Here is a 17,993-nt window from a genome sequence, read left to right on the forward strand (position 1 = left end):
ACCTTTCTTTGTTCCTTAGTATACCTGTACTAAATTTAGATGCGTTTGCCCTGGGCATTGAAAAGATGGATGCTCAAACAAGAATGTGCCTGAATTTATTGCTGTTAGGTAACAAGTACATTAAGAATGGAAGGGAACAAGAATCTTATGGGGTATTGGAACTAATTTTAAATAGAGGTGACATTATCCCAGGTAAGCAAGAAAGAGAACAAATTAAATCTAAATATCTGGAAGTTAAAACAGTCTCCTATCAAAATTTACGCCCAGTCATGATTGCTTCTGTTGGTGGTTTTGTAGTTGCATTAATGCCGAATCTATCTAATCAAGCCCATTTAATTGCTTCGGAACAGGAGTATTTGGATAGAGTATTTGAGCTTGAATTTAATTTAAATGCTGCTCAACCTACCCAAACGAAACCATTATCTGAGGTAGCTAAAAAGATTTATGAATACTTCCAGAACGTGAAGAATAAAACGCCAAAAACATTACGTGATTTGAAGAAGGCTGACAGGTTATCTGGCTATTCAGACTCTGAATTAATGGATGGCTTATCTGAATTAGTTGAAAGGGATAAGATAAATTCTGACGACAATGATAGCTACTCCTTGCCTGATTGGTGAAAGTCCTGCCGTGATGCCGTGGTAATAGAAAGGGGTGTTTAAGGGGCTTTTCTGGGTGTCTACGGAAGGAGGCTCAATCACGGCAATCTATACCCGGTATAGGTCGTAGCCTACGGCATGGCTACGGCAGCACAGACACAGAAGGCACAGACACCAATAATAAATCAGCCGATAAATAGCCATTTATTATTAGAAAATTAATACGTATCATTGTGTTAATAGTAATCATTAATCACTAATTATTCACGCTCTTATGTATCAAAAATGCTCTTACAAAACATTACCATTACGCATCATAAACTATTTAAAAAAAATAGTTTTTTGCATAAAACGTAGGCTAATTTTACAATTCATTATTGAATTGAGCAAAATTAAAAAATGCTTTGACTTTAATGTTTTTGAGTATCTAATTATAATTTATAATGGTAAACGCTGTTTACGTCTATTATTTATTGGTAAAAAATTTGCTAAAATTTGTTTTGTTCGTACTAGATATTTTTCGATATAATCAAAAACCATAACTGATCCTGAAAAATTGTGTAATCAATTACACGTTTTACTATTTTTCTTTTTCTTAGTTAATATTTTCAGTCAAGTCTAATCATCCATCTAAACCCATCGTTAGGAAAAATTAAAATGCCACACTTCCATTCCCAGGCTAAACCTAACAGTGCTGTAGTTGCGGTAACCCTGCGATGCAATTCTCGGTGTGTAATGTGCGATCTTTGGAAAACTAAAGAGCGTGAGATTATGCAGCCCAAAGACTATAGACGATTGCCTTTAACCCTTCAAGATATCAACATCAGTGGGGGAGAACCCTTTTTGCGAGAAGATGTTGACGAAATTGTCAACGAGATACACGATCACAATCCCCGCGCTCGTATTGGCATTTCGACGAATGGTTTTTTGCCGAAACGTATTGAGGAGCAAGTCAAGAGAATGTGGCTTGGGGTAAGTATCCGTGTTTCAATTGACGGAGTGGGTGAAGCTCACGATCTTGTTCGCGGGATTCCTTCTGGCTTTGATAAATGTGTGGAGACGCTTGAGCGTTTACGCAGGATTGGAATCAAAGATTTAGGGATAGGTATTACGTGCTCTTCTTATAACAGCGAACAGATTCTCGCTGTGCAAGATTATGCCAAACGCCACGACCTGAAATTTAATGTTCAAGTGGCTCATGACTCTCCCTCTTATTACGGTGATCATCCTGCTATTAGAGCTAGCGTTGCCACCATTAAACCGCAAGTTGAGGCCATCATCCACGATAACTTTAACTCCAATAGTCCCCGCGAGTGGGGTCGTGGGCTATTCCATATTGGTTTAGTTGAGTTAATGGAAAAACAGTCCAGATTGCTGTCGTGTCGAGCAGGTGAGCAGTTTTTTTACCTCGATCCTTACGGCAATGTTTTTGGTTGTCTTATGCGCGGTGACCTCAAAATGGGAAATCTGCTGGAGCAGAAGTGGCAGGAAATTTTTTGCGAGCAGGAAGAGGTATGGAATGCTGCGCGCCAGTGCGCTCAATGCTGGATGATCTGTTCATCCAAACCAGTTGTGCACACGCAGCCTATTAAGGTTATAAAGACGATCATGTCTTCTTTGGTTCGCTACCGTCTCATGTCAGCATTAAAAGGTATGTGTAAGTCCTTGTCATCCTAGTCGAAACCTCATCCGGGCATTTTATTCTTTGGAAACCCCTTTGGAGGTGAAAATCTATGGACTTTGCTGCAATCGCCAGAGCATTCTATCTATCAATCGCCATTCATCTAACCCACCATATACAAGCAGACGAAACATCCACATTGGTTCACCTCCTTCAACCTTGATACGCGGCAAAGTTAAGGGATCAAGTTTTGGTACAATAGCACCGTGTTGGGAAGTAAAAGCCAATTTGTAACCACTTTCTTTAAGGATAAGGGTTGTTGAATTGTTAAAATCAGGAAATGTGCCAAAGGGATATGCAAAAGCTGTTACGTTGATTCCCAAGTTTTTCTCTATGCTTTCACGTGACATTACAGCTTCTTGATAAGCTTCATCCAGACTCATTTTGCCAAGGGAACGGTGGGTTAAGGCATGAGAACCAATGGCAATACCTGCTTCGGCAAGAGCTTCAACTTCTTTCCATGTCAAATAAGGTTCTATAGTTTCATTATTTTTACTGTAATTATTTGGGCTGGAACTATCAATATTGCTTGTAGTGATAAACGCAACTGCTGGTATTGAGTATTGCTTTAAAATCGGCAGTGCATTAAGGTAAAGGCTCCGATAACCGTCATCTACACTGACCAAAACTGCATTCCTGGGAAGATCTTTTTTTCCTGCTAAAAAACTCTCTATATCGGTAAGGGATACAGCCAGATTCTGGCGTGCAATCCAGTCCATTTGTGCTTGAAACTCTTTCAGTTCAATACAAAACGGATCGCGATAAACATTACCAAAGCGATGGTAAGTGAGAACACGTAGTAATGAATAATTAGACTGATTGTTACTTAAAAGTAATCGTTTTGATGGCAGCGTCGCCAAACACATACCGCCTCGTGCGGTTTTTTTTAAATACCAACGAAAAGGTTTAATTGAGTTCGATGTCATTGCCTAGTATTTCTCAGTCACTACAGAAAACCATTCGGATAATAAATTTTGGATTACCAATAAGATAACGCTGCCACTTTTTGCCTGGTTGCTGAAGTAAAATTTGCAGCCACTCAAATCCTAGTCGTCTTATCCATAGTGGGGCACGTTTTAGATTTCCACCCCAATGATCAAAGAGTCCTCCTACACCAACACATAGAGGGACTTTCAGTCTGCTCTGATTGTTGTGGAGCCAGTATTCTTGTAAAGGATTTCCCATCCCAACTAAGAGCAGGTGAGGTTGTAAGGAGTTAATCTTTTCGATTACTTTGATAGTCTTATCCTCTTCTAAGTAGCCATGATGGAATCCAGCTAACGTCCAACCTTGAAATTGCCTAGAAGCAAACTCTGCTGCATATTCTATAGTAGTAGGATCTGCACCAAGTAAGTAATATCGGTAACCACAGTTGCTTGTCTTACTAAGAAAACTAGGAATTAGATCAGTACCAACGAGATTGCCCTGTAAAATTTTCCCGCGGAGTTTGGCTGCCCAACGAACCCCTATACCGTCTGCAAAAACCACGTTGCTACTGTTTAAAATATCTCGGTACTCAGGGTTATCAGTTGCAAGATTGAGAGTGTGAGCGTTGGCAATGAAGATGATATGAATTTTATCTGGCTCTTGTTTTATAAATGATGCCATCATCTTTACAGCACCAAGCTCTGATGTATTTGTAATTTTAACTTTTAGAACAGAAATAACTGTGGCTTTGACCATAAAATGTCCAGAATTGTGAATCATAAAATAGCCATCTCACCGGATGGTAAAGCCCTAAATTTCGGTTATACCTCCAACCCAAACTACTGGGGTCACGTCCCCTACTCCAAATTATAAGCCCAAAGCAAAGCGCACTCTCGTCTAAATCAAGGGTATGAGAGACATCATGTTCTTTGACCGTCAGATCACGTACTTCTTCGTCAATCCTTACACTTTTATCGAAGAAAATTTCTCTGATTCACCCCTTGAAGTGTAAATCAAAGTCCAAATACTTTCCAAACCCCTCCCCCCACTGTGTCACGAGATAGTGCGACAATAGAGGTTTTCACACTACTTAGAGTAATAAATACAATAAACAATTAAGATATAGCTTGAGCATTAACCCGCCCACCCTGGCCAAAACAATGACACCCATTCACCCGGAGAATCTGAGTGTTCTAGAAAATTCCTTGGCGTTAGCGATCGGTGAGGACTTTTCTTTAGAAAATGACCCCGACGTGATTCAGCAGCTGATTGGCGACAAGCGATCGCCCAACACCAAACGCGAATACCAGAAAGACTTGAAAGATTTCTTCTTATTTGTTGCCAAGAAAGAACCAAGCCGGGATTTAGTTTTGGAGTTTCTGCACCTGGAACAACGTCACGCTGTCGCTGTAGTTCTCAAGTACAAGGCACACCTCATCAAGAAAAAACTGGCTGAAGCTACGGTGAATCGTCGGCTCAGTGCTATCAAGTCAATGGTTGCAATGGGGCGGCGGCTGGGTGTGTGCAATTTCTCCTTAGATGATGTCAAAGGTGAAAGGGTCGAAACCTACCGCGACACTACAGGTATTGCCGCTACTGACTATGCCCAAGTCATAGCACTGGTTGACCAGAACACTTTAAAGGGCAAGCGTGACTATGCGATTTTGCGGTTACTTTGGGATAATGGCTTGCGTCGCAATGAGATTGTTAATTTAAATGTGCATGACTTTAACGCCAAAGAAAAAACGCTCTCTATTTTAGGTAAAGGCAAGGGTAGCCAAAAGGAAGTGCTTGACCTATCTGACAAAACCGCAACGGCGATCGCCAGTTGGATAAAAGCTAGTAAGAAGAAACGTGGCGATGATCCGCTTTTTACTGTGCTGGCTTATCACAAGAATGGAGCGAGATTAACCGGGGAGGCAATGAGGCGATTGGTGGATGGGCTATGCAAACAAGCCGGAATTACTAAGAAGATGTCGCCGCATCGTGTTCGCCACAGTGCGATTACTACAGTATTAGATCTCAATAACGGTAACTACCGAGCTACTCAGCGATTCAGCAGACACGCCCAAGTGCAGACGGTGTTGAAATACGATGATAACCGCCAGCGTTTGCAAAAGCAGATGAGCGACTCGATATCAGAATTGATTTAGGAAAGGCTTAAAAATGAGGAAGAAAGTATGGTGTTAACTTCAAATTAATTACTTTTTCTTGCCATTAGATTTCTTGCCTAAATCTTGTGAATCAAATCCTTTTGTGTTGGTCTTCGGTTTTTCTTTAGAGGATTTAGAGCTAGACACAGGAAACTGTGCTTCTCTTTCTGAGCCTGTGAACAGACTGCCTAATTGTTGAAGAAAAGAGTTGTTTGGTTTTTCTGAAAGTAATTGCTGGTTATAAGCTTTTTGAAAGGCTGCTATCCCATCTTCGCTCGTCATGTCAAACCCGGCTTGCATCCCACTCATAATAAAACTTTTTGCCATACCCCCTTTTGCTGGATCAAACATCCAGTCTGTGAACTTGCCTTCGATTTTGGCAAGGTAGGTGGCGATTGCCCCGGCACTACGAAAGTTATACTCCCGCTTCAAGAAGTTCCAAAAAGCGACCAGTTCTGGAATGGCATCTTCGGCTTCCTCCCGGTGCATTAGCGTGAGCTTGCGCGGAAGAATATGTTCCATAACGATTTGTGCGTCTGCCTTAGTCATCTTGGGCAGGGTGAATCCTTCGTAGATGTAGGACATTTCTGTGAAAGTGGCAATCCATCCACCGAAGTCAGGGTGTTCTTGGGCATAAGCTTCTCCTTCAGGAGACTTGGCGAACTGCTCGACTACACCATCTATGTAGTCGGCAAGAAGGGGTTCAGCTGAGTCGTAGTCGAGATTATTGAGTTGATTGATGTTAAATGGCATAGTTTTGCTCCTTGAGGTTGAGCAGACATACGCTCAATTTAGCAAGAAAGGTACTTATGCTGATACATACTGTTCGCGTGGATTTCTCCCTCCCTCGGAATACCGGGATACCGTTGCGCCACATAGATGTTTTAATACACTTAGTACCTGTTGTCATGAGAGCATCTCGTTCAATGTTCTTTAAACTAAGTCCTATATGAATCATGAAGAAGACAATTCCCCTTGGGGGCAAAAGGGGGCTACTCTGAGCGATAAAACAGCCCAAAAAGAATTCAACCTGAAGCAAGCAGAAATTCTTGAGGCTATCAAATCAGGAAAATTGCAATATCGGCACAACACTTTATATGGAAATCCCTGCTTTAAACTCTTAAGGAATGAGGTAGAAAATTTTGTAATTGAAAAATATGGGTTGGATTATTTAAAAACTCAAAAGTGCAAAGCTGAATTATCAAAAATCAATACAGAAATCCGAAGTTTGAACCGAAAACTATCTGAATTATCAAAAAGAAAAGAAGAACTTTTAGCAACCATTAATTCTTGACTGTGGTTGATTTAAGTGAGGTTTTGCTTCAGCTAATAAAAGAAGGTTTTTTTAATTCTACAACCTTCCTTGTAGCTTCTGAGTCCACCCAGCGCGGGACATCGCACTTTGGCAGCTAGGGAGCGATATCTGGATGTAACCCAGAAGCAGAAGCAAAACGCTATCTCTGCTTTGGATTGTTGAGTAATGTAGGGCAATGGTTGACTATTTTATTTATGTAATGACTTCCATAGTTCATATTCATTTTTTAACCGTGTTTCAATAGCCTCTATATGCGCCTTATAATCAAAACCGTTTGTACTGGAATTAGAAACTTCTCTAACTTTTGCAATAATAGCCCAAACTTCAAAATCATAAAAAGGGTTTAATCCAATAACATTTCCAGAGTTTATGTCAGTAGGGGCAGGAGATTCTACTAGTTTTATTAACTTTAAAATAGCAGCTTTAATATCCCAATCGACAATGTATAACAATAATGCTGAAAAAGCTAAAACTATGTCAGAGCTAATTAGATAATTTCCTTTTTTGCTATCCTTTATAGAAAGGTTATTTGCGATAAATTGAGCTAATGTAATAGTATTTTGATAAGGAATCTGTAACTTTGTAACATCAAAAACAATACTACCTTGAGTATTTTGAATTGTTCTTATTGTTTTATCATATATTTTTTGAGTAATTTCCCAATCACAGTTATTGGCTATTTCAATTAAATTAATATTTTCTTGTATAAATAAGCTTTCAGCAGCTAATTTCCAATTAAAATTAGGTAATTGGGCATAAATTGGATTAAATTTGATGTGATGTATAGTTGTTAAGCTCAAACGTTTAAGAGATTTTAATTTAATCCACCATTTTAAAGCATCAACAGAAACATCCATTTTATGTTGATTATGAATTTTTGTATCATAAAAATATTTTCTCATTTCACTAATAAGGTGCTGAGATATAATTTTTTGCTCAATTCCTTTGGCAACTAACTCACGAATAATCTTTGTTTCATGACTGCGCTCACTACCAAAATCTACCAATTTACCTTTTTGACTTTTATTATCTTTAGAATTGTTGTAGTCACAAAAATAATTATGAGTATCAAATCTAAAGTGCGCTTGCTTTGAAGTTGATGCTAAAACTATTTTACCTCCTTGAGAACGACATATAGGACAAATAACATCATTATAGATTTCACCTTTTTCTTCATTCGATAAATTTTTTATTCTGCTATTTATGTCAAGACGGCAATCATGACCACGCAAAGATAAGATTTGCTCAATATCTAATTCTCGTTTAAATCTTTGAGAGAAAACTGTTATAGCCATAAATAATATTTTGTAATGATTTTAATTATATAAAACTCTGCTTGTTGCAGCACCGTCACCGTCGCTTTCTCCTGCTTCTCTGGCGGAACCCAAACACTTATTTAATATTTTGTAAACATTGCATATATTCAGTATCTCGCTTGCTTTCGGCTGCTTCAATCTGTGCATCAGCAAATTGAGTAAACATATTATCTCCACTATCAACTAAAGATTCCTTGATTTTGTTGACCTCTTTAGTTGCTTCTAATTTATTTTCTAGACATTTATTTTGTAGACTTGTAATTCTAGCTTGTTCTAACTGATGCTTTAGATAAAGCTCTCTTTGTTGCTGTAGAATAGCTTGTCTTTCTACTTCTTTTTGTTTTGCAATTGCTACACGCTGATTTTCTAATTCAGCTAAAACATCCGCTTTTACTTGTTCACGAATATATTTTTGATTGTCTATTTTTTGCTCTAATACTTTATTATCAGTATTTTTTGGCGTAACAATAGTAGTATTATTATTAGATGAATTGTTAATATTATCAGTTTTTTCTAATTTAACATCAGTTTTATTTGGGTTAACAGCTTTAATATTACCTTTTTGATATTCTGCTGCAAAATATCCACAGGTTCCTCCTAATACAAGTAATCCAGAGAATAAAGCTATTAGTTTTAACACTATTTTAAATCCAAAAAAATGTTAATTATGTATTACCATATTAAGCCAAATTAATCATTTTACTTATAATTAATAATAGTTAAAGTAAATTTTTTTTTGGTTTTACAAACTGATTCTTACTTATAACATTGCTGCTTGTAATAGCAGTGCAGCAAAAACACTTAAACTGACCAAAGCGATTACTGTGAAAACTGTTTTTCGGATAAGTAATCATCAAAATGCGGTTATTGAGCAGTATTTCTTACTTTTCACTAAGAAAACATTATTTTACAAGCATTCTAGGAGCCATTACAGCGCAAGTCACTTCCCTGGTACGACCGAGCAATGAGCATACACAGCATTGGCTCTCAATCACCTTGCTATACAAGGATTGTGACGACTATTGGTAAGAAATTAATTCCTATGTTTCTTAATACTGTAAATCATCACTCCAGTAAAAGAGCATTCATTCACCTGGGCGCTCTCCGCTATAGAACCCATTCAGGGTAAGCTGGTCGAATAAACTAAGATCATCAATTAATTGAGGCACAATAGAATCAAAGACGCTATGAACACACAATGACTACTCAATTGATGGTTCAACCTTCATCCTTAATATCTTCTGGTATCAGGATGAGCGAATTCGGTGACATTTATCTGTTTAAATTTACCGATGAGCTACAGTCTCGCTTTGAAGAACTGTTAGAGAAGAAAAAAGCTTCGGCGCTCACTTCTGAAGAAGAAGCCGAATATATAGGCATATCTGAATTAGAGCGAATCTTTACCTTGATTAACGCTCAACTAGCGGCGAAAAGTAAATGGTGTCCGAACCAACTCGAAAATTTGTAAGACAACGGGCTAAATATCTTTGCGAATACTGCCACTCTCCAGAATACTTAAGTCCAGACCGTTTTACCATTGACCACATTATGCCTCAGTCTTTGGGAGGCTCTGATGAACTTGATAATTTGGCTTTAGCTTGTCATCGCTGTAATGAGCGTCACTATAATTTTACAGTGGCTACTGATCCAAAAACCAAAGAACAAGTCCCTCTATTTCATCCCCGTCAGCAAGAATGGTCTGACCATTTTATCTGGACAAAAGACGGCATAAAAATTTTAGGTACAACTCCTACAGGGAGAGCTACTAGCGAACGCTTTGACTTCAATGATGAACGTCGGGATGAGCCTTCGATTCAAGTGGCTCGTCGTTTTTGGGTAGAAGCGGGTTGGCATCCCCCTCAATTAGATCCACGCCAAGAATAAGAGAAAATGCCCTCCGGCTATGCCAATTCACGGTTAAGTGAGTGGTAAATCCCCGATAGTCAATTATCTTTCATTAAAGCTTCCAGTTGAGCTAGTACCTTTTCTATTCGCGCTTTTTTCTTGGGATCGTCCCACACTTTAGCTTTTTTAAAACGTTGCAAAGTATCGTCTACACGTTCTTTTAGAGATGTTGACCCAGTTGGCTCAGATAACTGTGAAGATGACTGTTGCTCAATTTCTTTGACTTTCTGTTTAATTTCGCTCAGTGACAGGTTATGGTCAATTGCTGTTTGCAAAAGTTCGATTCTGATTTCCTCGTCTTTTAGCCGTGCGATGACCCTGGCCTTGGTGTATTCCATTTGTCCAGAGCGCAATACCTCTAAAACATCTGCTGGCATATTTAGTAATGGTAGCCGACTGACGCGAAAACTCTCTGGTGACAACCTACCTACTGTTGTAAATACATTTTCAACCACTGACCACTGCTTACGGAATACGTTTTCCGTATCCTCATTTGAGGATTCAACTTTTTTCTTATCTAGATGCGCTTTGCGGTTCAGCAAAGCAATCACTTCTTTAGTAGTGCAATCTAGTTGGCAAGACAATAAGTGTAATATCCCTTCTGTTTCTTCTACTGGATTTAAATCTTCGCGCTGCAAATTCTCCAGTAAAGACAGCTTAAAAGCCGAGGCTTCATCAACTTCGATGATTATGATAGGAACTTCAGCCAAACCAGCATCTTGTGCTGCGCGGTAGCGGCGTTCACCTGCAATTAATAAGTACTTGTCATCGCTATAGGGACGCACCCATAATGGTGTTTTTACTCCCCAGTCTTTGATAGAAGCGGTCAGAGTAGCGAGTTTAGCAGGGTCAAAGTAGCGGCGTACTTGTTCAGTATTACAGATAATTCTATCAAGTGGCACAGTCAATTGAGCAGCATCGCTCTTGGCGTTGTTGCTGGCGAAGAGTGCTTGCAATTGAGCGTTTAGAGATTCTAGTTCGGCAATACGCTGTTGTGATTCTACTAACTGTGACTCAACTTCTGCTGCGTGTACATTAGCTGAAAAATAATCATAATTTTTATTTTGCGTCTTTCTTGGCATTTTTACTCTCCGTCAAAATAGCTGACAGTTCCTGACAAATAGGATGTAAGTCTTTAATAGCTCTATGAGTAGGACGATGCAAGTGTAGAGGAATGCCTTTTCCAGAAGCATTACTAAATTCGCAGGAATAGCGGATGTGCGGATAGCATTTAATCTTCAAAGGAGCAAGCATTTCTGGCAGTTGACTCAACAAATCCCGTTGCGCTGCTTCGTTACTGTCGTATTTGGTGGGTACAAATCCTAAGATTTGGGGTGGAGGATTGAGACGCAAGTTTTTGCAAGCTCCTCGATGCCAAGATAACAAAGCATTCGCTCCTGTTAGAGATTTTGGACTAAGTTCGACAGGAATTAAAAGATGTGTAGCTACTGCCAACGCCAGGTCATTGAGATGGCCAAGTGTTGCAGGACAATCTAGTATCACTAGTTGATGCGGCAGAGGAAAATCTTCAAACCTATCTGCTAAAAGGTACTCCCGGCGATTACGGACTGCTAATTCCAAACCAACTTGAATCATTACTGGGCCACCCAAGCATACTTGAAATTTCCCTTTGGGCTGACCCCATTCTGGTGTTAACAGAGGCCAGTTGCCGTTAAAATTTTCGTCAAATACGGCGGCGAGCGTTTGCTCCACGGGTGGATCTTTATCTAATCCACAAAACTGGCTCATGGAAACATTAGTATCTAGATCGAGAAGTGCTACGTCAAAGCCGCGCTTTGCCATTTCATAGCCAATGTGAACGGCAAGCGTAGTTTTGGAAACTCCTCCCGCATTGGCTCCAATCCAAAGAACAACTTTCTTCATCTATCTGTGATTGCAGTGCTTGCGTTTTGTTATAGTCTACGCCAAAGTGAAATCCAGTTAAGCTTGGTTTTTCGCTTGCTCAAAGCTCATTGATGCTATACGGAAAACGTTTTACGTATCTGGGGACTTGCCTGTTCACCAATTACTTCTTCAAAGAAGATAGTTTGATAAAACTTAGGTAGCGTTTGGGCTACCTACCACCTAATGATTACTACCAAAATTCATTCAATTGTTGGCATTCATAACTTTACTCTGTTGGTATTTTACACAGAGGCTGATTGCTGGCAGTTCCGGCTAATTAGTGCTGGTGGTGCAGTGTTTGGTAAGGGCAAGCTTTACTATACGCCCGAAGCTGCGGAGAAAGCAGGGCGTGAGTGGATTGAACAGGGTAATTGAAAGTTTCGTGTCTACTAATTTCTGGAATTTGCAATCTAGCTTTTGTAGTCCTTATTAGTAAAGCAACTTATAAATAACTTCTATAAATAACCAGGGGAAAATTACCCCAACAAAAGCCCTGTCATCCCGACTGGGCTTTTGAGTAAGAGAGCGATCGCTGCCAAAGAAAAGAGAAAAAATGCTTTCAAAAACCACGAATTAAGAAACGTTTTGATTGAATTTCTTACTTTAATGGTCACAACTCAGCGATATCAATGCTTTTGGTCGCCACTGTTTCGCACCGTTCTTGCGAAGCTGTGGCTCGGATAGAGCAATTCTTTAATTTGGATGGCCGCCGAGATACGATACCGTTGGCGAAACATTACTTAATATTTTAAACGTAGAGAAATCACTGTTTTAGAAACTTTGGCTTTCACTGCATTCTATCCAACCTACGGAATAATAAGGCTTTTGAGTATTAAGATATATTTCGCCAACGGTATCCTCGCTAGCTCCACGCCAGTAAGTTGTGTTCAGGTGACAAAGTTAATCACTCGACCGGGAACGTAAACAACACGCTGAACCTCCTGATTTTTGAGATACCATTGAACTGCTTTGGTTTGTCTGGCGATCGCCATCGCTTCCTCTTTTGAAGCTTCCGGTGAAATGGTAATTGTCGTTCGAGTACGTCCATTGATCTGCACTGCGACTGTCACCTGCTCGGTAATCAAGAATTCTGGATCGAACTGGGGAAAAGTTTGCTGATGAATCGAGCCTGATTCACCCAATTGCTGCCAGAGTTCTTCTGTGACATGGGGTGCAAAGGGAGCCAACATCAACAGATACGACTTCAATTCCACCTCAGCAATACTCGACTTTGCTTGCAACATATTGAAGTAACTCATCAAGGCGGCGATCGCTGTATTGTATTTCAGCGATTGAATATCTTCGGAAATCTTGTGGATTGTTTGATGTAAACGCCGCTGTGATACCAAATCAGGCGGATTTGGTTGCAAACTATTTTTGTGTTTGCTCGCCCATTGATACACTCTATCCAAGAATCGCCGGATACCAACAATCCCGCGATCGGAAAAATCGCCACCTTGGTCGTATGGGCCCAAAAACATCAGGTAAGTCCGCAATGTATCTGCACCATAAAACTCGATGTAGCGATCGGGATTCACCACATTACCCTTCGACTTACTCATTTTGGCACCCTGTTTAGTCAGCAATCCGTGGGCGCGGAATCGTTGAAAGGGTTCCTCAAAGGGGATATGCCCCAAATCGTGCAACACCATTGTGATGAATCGACTGTACAACAGATGAAGCACAGAATGTTCTGCGCCACCAATATACATATCCACAGGCAACCATTTAGCTGTAATTGCTGGATCAAATGGAACATCAGCGCGATCGCAACAGGGATAGCGCAAAAAATACCAAGCAGAATCCAAAAAGTTATCAGACACATCCGTTTCTCGCCGTGCTGCACCACCACAGCTATTACAGGTTGTATTGACGAATTCTGGAATGTCCGCCAAAGGCGAATTTCCAGTTCCTTGAGGCAACCAATTCTCAGTTTCCGGCAACTGCACTGGCAATTGCTCCTCTGGCACGGGCACTATACCGCAGTGATCGCAATAAATAATCGGAATCGGCGGGCCCCAATAGCGTTGCCGTGAGATTAACCAATCTCGCAAGTGATACTGCACTGTGCCATCTATTTCGTCACGCCCAATCCAGTTGCGTTGAGCCGTTTTGACTTTTTCTGACCAGTCCAATCGATCCAAATTGTCCAACAACCGTTGAGCATACTGGGTGATTTTGAAAAACCACTGTTCCAATTCCCGTTGAATGGCGATCGCGCTGCACCGTTCGCATTCGCCGTTAATCACCTGCTCATCAGCAAGTACTGTCTTGCAAGAAGGGCACCAGTTCACCGCCGCTTTTTTACGAACGGCTAACCCAGCTTTGAACAACTGCAAGAAAATCCACTGCGTCCATTTATAATACGCGGGATCGGTGGTTTGAATTTCATGATTCCAGCAGAAACGATTGCCAATTCTTTGCAACTGCGTTTCTCGAAATCGCTTCACATTACGTGCTGTCAATTCACGGGGATGAACGCCTTGCTTAATCGCAAAATTCTCGCTGTGAATGCCAAAGGCATCAAAGCCCATTGGCTCAAATACCGCTTTACCCTGCATCGCCATGAAGCGGCCGTAGATGTCTGCTCCGGTAAAAGCATAGACATTCCCAACGTGCAAACCCTCAGCAGAAGGATAGGGGAACATCATCAAATTGTAAAAAGGCTGAGCATTTGTTCCTAAATCGACCTCATGCAGTTGGATCTGCTGCCAGATGGATTGCCATCGGGCTTCTACCGTGCGGTGGTCGTAAGTAGAAGAAGGCAAAATAGGATTGGCCGGATCGAACTGACCCGGCGTTACAGGTCCCAGTCGTGCATGATTAAATCCTCAATGCTTGCTTGTAATATAACTGTAGCATCATGAGTATGGTTTTTCCAAAAGTAAGAAATTAAGCTCCGAATTGTCCTAATTTGTAGTCCACAGGCTTATTCAGTAAACTTTTTGGCTCAATCGCATAATACTCACCAACAGCTAATTTGAAATGATTGAGTTATGCAATAATTTCATGTTTTTTGCCATTGTATTGATGAAATATTGAGCGATGGGATGAATAACCGAATTCATCATCGCGTTCTTCATATTGTTGAATCCAATTCTGTAGAAACTCGAATGTTTGTGCCTGCTCCTGAGTTGATTTAAATTTGTGCGGCTCCCAAGGACGATTGCGGTTATTTTCAAGACACTTACTAATGCCAGGATTTAGGAAATAGATTTCAGTTGAGAATTCGATAGCAGCTTTGATTAGCGTACTGTAGCAGCCTTCAATTACCCAAGAAATATTATTTTCTATAAAGTCTAGTAGATCCTTTGCTGAATCTTCTTGAGGACGGCGTATGGCAATTTGGTTTGGTTCCCAAACGATAGTATCGAGGTCAAGAATTGGAATACTGAAGTCTTTACCAAGTCTATTTGCAAGAGTACTTTTTCCAGAACCGGAATTGCCAAATATTAAAATTCGATACATTGTGGTCATCTAATTAACTTGTAGCAGAGTGATTTCTCAATTTTAAAACAGCTAAAACTAAGAGAAGTCTAGTCTGAATTTAGGATGAGCAAGTAAAGTATCCATCGGCTCTCAATGCCTCTATAAATGTCAAAACATAAGTTACCTCCCAAGTGAATCAGGTTTAATTCTGCTCAAGAAACTACCATCTGGCTCAAGTCAGCAGGGGTAAGGTGAGAGTGCAACACTTCCCCATCACGAAACCAGACGATGCGTTGGGTTTGGCGGGCAACTTCAGGCTCATGAGTTACCATTATTACTGTGATACCAGTAGCATTGAGTTCGCCAAAGATATTTAATACTTCTTGAGTTGTATGCGAATCAAGGGCACCCGTTGGTTCATCTGCTAACAGTAATACAGGACGGTTAACAATAGCGCGAGCGATCGCTACTCGTTGCTGTTGTCCGCCAGATAATTGAGTGGGTTTGTTATTCAAACGTTTTTCCAAACCTACCCGCTTCAAGGCTTCGGTGGCTCTTTGGTGTCTTTCATTATCTTTGACACCAGCATATACCATCGGCAACATGACATTTTCTAGTGCCGTTAATTGGCGTAAAAGGTGGAATTGTTGGAAGACAAAGCCAATTTTTTTGTTCCGAATATGTGCTAATTGAGCATCATCTATCTGTGCCACATTAATGTTATCTAAGTAATAATTTCCTGATGTAGGACGATCTAGACAGCCAATAATATTCATAGCTGTAGATTTACCAGAACCAGATGGCCCCATAATTGAGCAATATTCACTCCGATAAATGGTTAAATTGACATGATTTTGGGCTTTTACTTCTGTTTCGCCACTCCCATAAACTTTAAACATATTTTCTAAGCGAATTATTTCTGGCTGTTCAATATTGCATTGAATATTTTGGATTTTAAATTGAGTATCCATTCTACCTTCTGCTTACTTAAGCACTTCTTAAAGCCACAATTGGATCGAGTTTGGCAGCACGACGAGCTGGCACAACGCCAAAGAATAAACCTATACCGCCAGAAACCCCCACTGTCAGGGCAATTGCCACAGGAGAAATTCCTGCTTCTAATGGTGTCAAAGCACCAACCAGTAGAATTCCACCGCCACCAATAGCAGTACCAATTAAACCACCGGCAGCGGATAGAATGATTGCCTCAATCATGAACTGGAGAAGGATATCTTGCTCTATTGCACCGATCGCTTTTCGTAATCCAATTTCTTGGGTGCGTTCAGTTACGGAGACAAGCATGATATTCATAATACCAATACCGCCCACAATCAAAGAGATAGCCGCGATCGCTGCCAACATAATTTTTAATGCACCAGTAATCTGACCAACAGTTTGCAAGGCCTCTTTTTGAGAGTTGATAGTAAAATCATCTTCACCAGTGATTTTGTGCCGTAAGCGTAGTAAATTAGTAATTTGAAACTGGGCAGCATCTACACTCTGGGCGTTACGAGCTGAAGCAGCAATGTAATCGAGAGATATACCATAGGGAGAATTTCTACCGATAATGCGGTTGGCTGCGGTAGTTACTGGTATCAAAGCCGCCTCATCATAGTTGGTTCCGATACTAGAGCCTTTGCCTTTGAATACGCCAATGACTTGAAAACTACTATTTTTAATTCGCAATTGTTCGCCAATTGGGTTGAGATTACCAAATAATCGTTGTGCTAAATCTTCACCCAGAACAGTGACTTGGTTTTGACGCTTGATATCTATGTCTGTAAAAAATCGCCCTTGGGCAATTTTAAAGTCTCGCACTTCGGGAAAGCTAGGAGTTGTTCCAATGATGCTGGCATTAGTGTTGCGATTTAGGTAATTAACTGACTGTCTGCCATTCAGTTCCGGAGCAACTCCCGCTATTGATGGCACTTGAGTAACGATCGCTTGGGCATCTGCTAATACTAAATTCTTGGATATATCGGTACTGATGCGTCGAGTTTCTTGATTACCTGGAATAATAAATAGAATGTTGGGGCCTAAAGACTCTAATTGCTGATTAACAAACTTTTGTCCTGCTTCACCAACACCAATCATGGCAATTACTGAAGCATTGCCAATAACAATACCTAACATTGTCAAGGCACTACGTAATTTATTAGCTAACAGGGTTTGTCCTGCCATTTGCATACTTTCTAAGAAATTCATTGTTGTTTTTTTGCCTGTTCCCGTTGATAGTCTTGGGGTGGACTTAAAAATACGCGATCGCCTACGTTGACTCCTGATAAAATCTGCGTTTGGTCTTTGACTTGCGCTCCAATTGTGACAGGACGAAACAAAGGTTTATTTTTGGCATCGGGCACTAAAACCCCTGTTTCTCCTTTTTCTGTAACAATCGCTACTGTTTGTACTAGTAGCGCACCATGAACTTTGTCGCCCAAAAAGGTCAAATCCACATTGAAACCAGAGCGCAATACTTCTATACCAGTATTTATAACTACACGAACTTGAAATAATGTCACGCCTTCTTCCTTAACAGCTTCAGGAGCAATGAGGCGAACACGGCCTTTAAATACTCGATCGGGATAGGCATCAGTAGTAATTTCTACTGGCTGCCCTACTTTGATTCTGCCAATATCGGCTTCTGGAACTTGCGCCAGCACTTCTAAACCCTTGGCTAAGGCAACTATCGAACTAGAAGTAGCCGAAGCACTTCAAGGGGCGACAAGAGAGCTAAAGTGCTTGCTGTATAAGCTTCATAGCTCT

At 40.5% G+C, this 17,993-nt stretch carries 17 protein-coding genes and 2 pseudogenes; 7 read left to right on the forward strand and 12 right to left on the reverse strand.

Annotated elements, in window-relative coordinates:
- Nucleotides 1-620: pseudogene (locus AC5JL8_RS37095) on the forward strand (type IV secretory system conjugative DNA transfer family protein); the annotation flags it as partial.
- Between the two features lie 636 nt (nucleotides 621-1,256).
- Nucleotides 1,257-2,276 carry a radical SAM protein gene (locus AC5JL8_RS37100; protein ID WP_495884686.1) on the forward strand — a complete coding sequence of 340 codons (1,020 nt, stop codon included), beginning with the start codon at nucleotides 1,257-1,259 and terminating at the stop codon, nucleotides 2,274-2,276.
- Nucleotides 2,277-2,330: 54 nt separating this feature from the next.
- Here the strand turns inward: AC5JL8_RS37100 and AC5JL8_RS37105 are convergent, their stop codons facing one another.
- Nucleotides 2,331-3,206: a polysaccharide deacetylase family protein gene (locus AC5JL8_RS37105; protein WP_495884687.1), complete on the reverse strand. Its 876-nt coding sequence runs from the start codon at nucleotides 3,204-3,206 to the stop codon at nucleotides 2,331-2,333.
- A 13-nt stretch (nucleotides 3,207-3,219) separates the two neighbouring features.
- Nucleotides 3,220-3,987, reverse strand: coding sequence for a WecB/TagA/CpsF family glycosyltransferase (locus tag AC5JL8_RS37110; protein WP_495884688.1), 768 nt, complete (start codon nucleotides 3,985-3,987; stop codon nucleotides 3,220-3,222).
- Between the two features lie 380 nt (nucleotides 3,988-4,367).
- Here AC5JL8_RS37110 and AC5JL8_RS37115 point away from each other — a divergent pair, with 380 nt between their 5' ends.
- Nucleotides 4,368-5,360: a tyrosine-type recombinase/integrase gene (locus AC5JL8_RS37115; RefSeq protein ID WP_495884689.1), complete on the forward strand. Its 993-nt coding sequence runs from the start codon at nucleotides 4,368-4,370 to the stop codon at nucleotides 5,358-5,360.
- A gap of 48 nt (nucleotides 5,361-5,408) precedes the next feature.
- Here the strand turns inward: AC5JL8_RS37115 and AC5JL8_RS37120 are convergent, their stop codons facing one another.
- Entirely contained in the window at nucleotides 5,409-6,113 is a 705-nt protein-coding gene (locus tag AC5JL8_RS37120; RefSeq protein WP_495884690.1) for a hypothetical protein, read from the reverse strand.
- Between the two features lie 196 nt (nucleotides 6,114-6,309).
- Between AC5JL8_RS37120 and AC5JL8_RS37125 the strand changes: the two genes are divergently transcribed.
- Complete coding sequence (locus AC5JL8_RS37125) at nucleotides 6,310-6,654, forward strand: hypothetical protein (protein WP_495884691.1); 345 nt, start codon at nucleotides 6,310-6,312, stop codon at nucleotides 6,652-6,654.
- Between the two features lie 209 nt (nucleotides 6,655-6,863).
- Here the strand turns inward: AC5JL8_RS37125 and AC5JL8_RS37130 are convergent, their stop codons facing one another.
- Together AC5JL8_RS37130 and AC5JL8_RS37135 are read right to left on the reverse strand one after the other, a co-directional pair.
- Nucleotides 6,864-7,970, reverse strand: a complete 1,107-nt coding sequence (locus tag AC5JL8_RS37130; protein WP_495884692.1) for a hypothetical protein — start codon at nucleotides 7,968-7,970, stop codon at nucleotides 6,864-6,866.
- 97 nt (nucleotides 7,971-8,067) lie between these two features.
- Nucleotides 8,068-8,631, reverse strand: a complete 564-nt coding sequence (locus tag AC5JL8_RS37135; RefSeq protein WP_495884693.1) for a hypothetical protein — start codon at nucleotides 8,629-8,631, stop codon at nucleotides 8,068-8,070.
- 558 nt (nucleotides 8,632-9,189) lie between these two features.
- Here AC5JL8_RS37135 and AC5JL8_RS37140 point away from each other — a divergent pair.
- Nucleotides 9,190-9,459 carry a hypothetical protein gene (locus AC5JL8_RS37140; protein ID WP_495884694.1) on the forward strand — a complete coding sequence of 90 codons (270 nt, stop codon included), beginning with the start codon at nucleotides 9,190-9,192 and terminating at the stop codon, nucleotides 9,457-9,459.
- The gene (locus AC5JL8_RS37145) at nucleotides 9,429-9,875 is read left to right on the forward strand and encodes an HNH endonuclease (protein WP_495884695.1); all 447 of its coding nucleotides are present in this window, start codon (nucleotides 9,429-9,431) and stop codon (nucleotides 9,873-9,875) included. Before AC5JL8_RS37140 ends, AC5JL8_RS37145 begins: the two co-directional genes overlap by 31 nt.
- Nucleotides 9,876-9,934: 59 nt before the next feature.
- On the opposite strand, the gene AC5JL8_RS37150 is transcribed toward AC5JL8_RS37145, so the two are convergent.
- Nucleotides 9,935-10,978 carry a ParB/RepB/Spo0J family partition protein gene (locus tag AC5JL8_RS37150; RefSeq protein ID WP_495884696.1) on the reverse strand — a complete coding sequence of 348 codons (1,044 nt, stop codon included), beginning with the start codon at nucleotides 10,976-10,978 and terminating at the stop codon, nucleotides 9,935-9,937.
- On the reverse strand, nucleotides 10,956-11,780 hold the full coding sequence (locus tag AC5JL8_RS37155) for a ParA family protein (protein WP_495884697.1): 825 nt from the start codon (nucleotides 11,778-11,780) through the stop codon (nucleotides 10,956-10,958). The genes AC5JL8_RS37150 and AC5JL8_RS37155 overlap by 23 nt, the downstream gene beginning before the upstream one ends.
- Nucleotides 11,781-11,984: 204 nt before the next feature.
- Here AC5JL8_RS37155 and AC5JL8_RS37160 point away from each other — a divergent pair, with 204 nt between their 5' ends.
- Nucleotides 11,985-12,176, forward strand: a complete 192-nt coding sequence (locus AC5JL8_RS37160; protein WP_495884698.1) for a hypothetical protein — start codon at nucleotides 11,985-11,987, stop codon at nucleotides 12,174-12,176.
- A 512-nt stretch (nucleotides 12,177-12,688) separates the two neighbouring features.
- Here AC5JL8_RS37160 and AC5JL8_RS37165 read toward each other — a convergent pair.
- From AC5JL8_RS37165 to AC5JL8_RS37185, 5 genes and pseudogenes are all read right to left on the reverse strand, one after another.
- Nucleotides 12,689-14,569 (reverse strand): class I tRNA ligase family protein, encoded by a 1,881-nt coding sequence (locus tag AC5JL8_RS37165; protein WP_495884699.1) that lies wholly within the window; start codon nucleotides 14,567-14,569, stop codon nucleotides 12,689-12,691.
- A gap of 226 nt (nucleotides 14,570-14,795) precedes the next feature.
- Nucleotides 14,796-15,278: a P-loop NTPase family protein gene (locus AC5JL8_RS37170; RefSeq protein WP_495884700.1), complete on the reverse strand. Its 483-nt coding sequence runs from the start codon at nucleotides 15,276-15,278 to the stop codon at nucleotides 14,796-14,798.
- A 164-nt stretch (nucleotides 15,279-15,442) separates the two neighbouring features.
- Entirely contained in the window at nucleotides 15,443-16,201 is a 759-nt protein-coding gene (locus AC5JL8_RS37175) for an ABC transporter ATP-binding protein (RefSeq protein ID WP_495884701.1), read from the reverse strand.
- A gap of 16 nt (nucleotides 16,202-16,217) precedes the next feature.
- A complete protein-coding gene (locus tag AC5JL8_RS37180; RefSeq protein ID WP_495884702.1) occupies nucleotides 16,218-17,435 on the reverse strand; it encodes an ABC transporter permease in 1,218 nt (405 codons plus the stop codon).
- A pseudogene (locus AC5JL8_RS37185) lies at nucleotides 17,432-17,941 on the reverse strand (efflux RND transporter periplasmic adaptor subunit); the annotation flags it as partial. The pseudogene AC5JL8_RS37185 and the gene AC5JL8_RS37180, both read right to left, overlap by 4 nt.
- Nucleotides 17,942-17,993: the final 52 nt, after the last annotated feature.

This window comes from Mojavia sp. (assembly GCF_059505145.1).